The sequence below is a fragment of the Sphingopyxis sp. genome (assembly GCF_036402335.1).
Lineage (GTDB): Bacteria > Pseudomonadota > Alphaproteobacteria > Sphingomonadales > Sphingomonadaceae > Sphingopyxis.
Genome location: NZ_DASWTD010000438.1, coordinates 1 through 1,737, shown reverse-complemented (window position 1 = coordinate 1,737; position 1,737 = coordinate 1). Strand labels below are relative to the sequence as shown.

Here is a 1,737-nt window from a genome sequence, read left to right as displayed (position 1 = left end):
CCCGTTCGAATCATTGATGCTGTCCAGATAACATTACTGACATAGATGTCAATAGCAGGTTAAAGCGCTGGACGGATTGCTGCCCCGACCGTTATAGGCGAATAATACAGTGGAGGGCGATATGCGCGAAGACAGACAAGTTGCGACCGACCGCCTCGTCACCCTCGACGCGCTGCGCGGCTTTGCGGTGATGGGTATATTGGCGATGAACATCGTCGCCTTTGCGATGCCCGAAATGGCCTATGTCTCGCCGCGTGCCTATGGCGGCGAAACGCCAACCGACATCGCCGCGTGGGCGCTCGGCTTCCTGTTGTTCGACGGCAAGATGCGCGGCCTTTTCTCGATCCTGTTCGGGGCGAGCATGTTGCTGATCATCGACCGCGCCGAAGCCCATGGCCAGAACCCCGGGTCGGTGCATTATCGCCGCATGGCGTGGCTCGCGCTATTCGGCCTCTGCCATTATTTCTTCATCTGGTGGGGCGATATCCTGTTCCTCTATGCCGCGGTCGGCTGCATCGCCTTCCGTTTTCGCGCGTGGGAACCGCGCCGGCTGATCAAATGGGCGCTCGGCCTTTTCACCCTCGGCATCGCGCTGACGTCGCTGTTCTTCGGCGCGCAGCTTGCGGTGGCGAGTGCCGCCAACGACCCTGCTTCGTCCATGGCCGAGGCCGGGCGCGAGGTCCGCGCCGAATATGCCAAGATCGACGGCGAGGTGACCGAGGAGCTGGCGCTCTATCGCGGTCCCTATCTGCCGATTCTGGACGAACGCCTGGACAGCGCCGCCAATCCGTTCGTCGGCGTGCTGATGACGATGCTCGAAACGCTGCCGCTGATGATGCTGGGCATGGCGCTGTTCCGTAACGGCTTCCTGACGGGCGCATGGGCAGCGGCCGATTACCGGCGGATAGCGTGGCGCTGGCTGCCGCCCGGCGTAGCGCTCACGCTCCTCGTCGGCTGGCTCCAGTGGCGATCGGGCTTCGACTATCTCGTCGGCGTCAACGCCTTCATGGCGTGGGCCGGGCCGGGACGACTGATGATGACGATCGCCTATGCCGCATTGCTCATACTCCTGATCCGACGCGCGAGCGCCAGCTCGGGGATCGCGCGCGTCGCGGCTGCGGGGCGTACCGCCTTTTCCAACTATCTCGGCACCAGCATCGTGATGACGACGATCTTCTACGGCTATGGGATCGGCCTGTTCGGTGACGTCGGCCGCTGGACGCTCTATCTGTTCTGCATCGGCATGTGGGCCGTCATGCTGCTCTGGTCGAAGCCATGGCTCGACCGCTTTCGCTATGGTCCGCTCGAATGGTTATGGCGCAGCCTCGCGCGCGGCCGGCTGCAAGCGATGCGTCAGTAACCGACCGCGCGGTCGAACCCTGCCGGGCGGCGCTGGACCAGCGGGTTGGCCTCGCGCTCGAGCGCGCCGAGCGTTTCCTCGAACAGCCGGCGCAGTTCGACGACGCGCGGCAGATATTCTTCGGGACTGATCTGGCTTTCGACGCAGTGGCGCGCGAACATTTCGATGTCTTCGGCCAGCGCACCGAGTTTTTCGCCGCCGAACTGTCGCGCTTCGCTTTTCAGCGTATGCGCCGGCATCACCAGCCGCCGCGCGTCGCGCGCGCGCATGGCGTCCTCGATCGCCGCCACCGATTTGGTGCCGTCCTCGCGAAAATAGCCGAGAATCCGCACAAATGCGGCACCCAACTGGGCCCGCGTTGCGCGAAACTCATCCCA

Annotated in this window: 2 protein-coding genes; one reads left to right on the top strand and one right to left on the bottom strand. The window is 63.8% G+C overall.

The genetic code is table 11. From position 1 onward, the window contains the following. Positions 1 to 121: 121 nt before the first annotated feature. Positions 122 to 1,360 carry a DUF418 domain-containing protein gene (locus tag VGD20_RS14145; protein WP_331135063.1) on the top strand — a complete coding sequence of 413 codons (1,239 nt, stop codon included), beginning with the start codon at positions 122 to 124 and terminating at the stop codon, positions 1,358 to 1,360. Here VGD20_RS14145 and VGD20_RS14140 read toward each other — a convergent pair. Next, positions 1,354 to 1,737 (bottom strand): Hpt domain-containing protein (locus VGD20_RS14140; RefSeq protein ID WP_331135062.1); only part of this gene is annotated, 384 nt, incomplete at its 5' end. The two genes, VGD20_RS14145 and VGD20_RS14140, sit on opposite strands and share 7 nt — an antisense overlap.